This window comes from Verrucomicrobiia bacterium (genome assembly GCA_035629175.1).
In the GTDB taxonomy this organism is placed as follows: Bacteria; Verrucomicrobiota; Verrucomicrobiia; order Limisphaerales; family DASXHY01; genus DASXHY01.
Genome location: DASPIL010000065.1, coordinates 1 through 1139, shown reverse-complemented (window position 1 = coordinate 1139; position 1139 = coordinate 1). Strand labels below are relative to the sequence as shown.

General features: G+C 56.6%; 2 protein-coding genes. Both read left to right on the top strand.

All coding sequences use genetic code 11. The annotated features are described in order from the left end of the window. Window positions 1-61 precede the first annotated feature (61 nt). The gene (locus tag VEH04_10605) at window positions 62-652 is read left to right on the top strand and encodes a hypothetical protein (protein HYG23222.1); all 591 of its coding nucleotides are present in this window, start codon (window positions 62-64) and stop codon (window positions 650-652) included. A 57-nt stretch (window positions 653-709) separates the two neighbouring features. Then, a partial coding sequence (locus tag VEH04_10600) for a DUF5131 family protein (protein HYG23221.1) occupies window positions 710-1139 on the top strand: 430 nt, incomplete at its 3' end.

Here is a 1139-nt window from a genome sequence, read left to right as displayed (position 1 = left end):
AATGGGTTGACGAATGGTTGGAAGGCGTGAAAGCGGCGTTCTGCGAACAGAAAGCCTCCTGATGAAAGAACGCCCAATCTTATTCAGCGCCGCGATGGTGCAGGCGATACTGGCCGGACGAAAGAGCCAGACGCGGCGGGTGGTGAAGCCGCAGCCACCAGCGCAATTCCTCGGAGAGAATGCGGCCGCAATCACCAACGGATACCTTTGGGCGTTTAGCGATGGCAGGGCCGCTTACCCGCCTGACGACAAGCCGGGGGTTCCGTGCCCATACGGCCAGCCCGGCGATCGGCTGTGGGTGAAGGAGACGTGGAGAGTTCACGGCGGGCGAGAATACGAATATCAGCAGCATCAGCCATCTGTGATTTACCGGGCGGATGCGGATTACGATCCGCTGCGCGTGGGCGAATCCGTTTCCGCAGAATGGCGGAAATCCATCTTCATGCCTCGATGGGCATCCAGGATCACCCTTGAGATTACCAGTGTGCGTGTGGAGCGACTGCAGGAGATCACCCCGGAAGATGCGATCGCAGAAGGGGTGATCGTGAAACCGGGTGAAAAACCGTGTCCTGAATGCAACGGTCGGTCACCGGAGATATGCGGCTTCCGAGACCTTTGGAACTCCATTCACGGCTTTTTTCACTCGTGGTAGAAAAATCCATGGGTGTGGGTGGTTGGCTTTAAACAAATCGAACAGAAAAACTGACTTATGGAAAACTCAAACATCGCGTGGACCGACCACACATGGAATTTTGTCTGGGGCTGCGTGGAAGTGTCGCCCGCCTGCGCCAACTGCTACGCGCGAATATTCTCGCAGCGTCTCGGCTTGGACATATGGGGCAAGAACAAACCTCGGCGAATCTTTGGCGAGGCTCACTTCCAGGAGCCGCTGAAGTGGAACAATGCGGCATCTATCGCGATGACAGAATCGAACGCGATGGATTTACATGGCCACCGCCCCCGCGTGTTCTGCTCCAGCATGGCAGATATCGGCGAGGATTACGAAGGTTGCACCGCTGAAGAACTGGAGCGCCAGCGGGCCATCCTGAAGGCAAAGAAAAGCCCGATACTGATTGGAGGCAAAGCGGAATTCGATGAGGCGAGACGGCGAACATGGGAAGTGATTGAACAGACGCCGA

What these genes read in the sequence shown, in the direction of transcription:
- VEH04_10605 (HYG23222.1), top strand. Translation starts at nt 62, where the DNA reads ATGAAAGAACGCCCAATCTTATTCAGCGCCGCGATGGTGCAGGCGATA.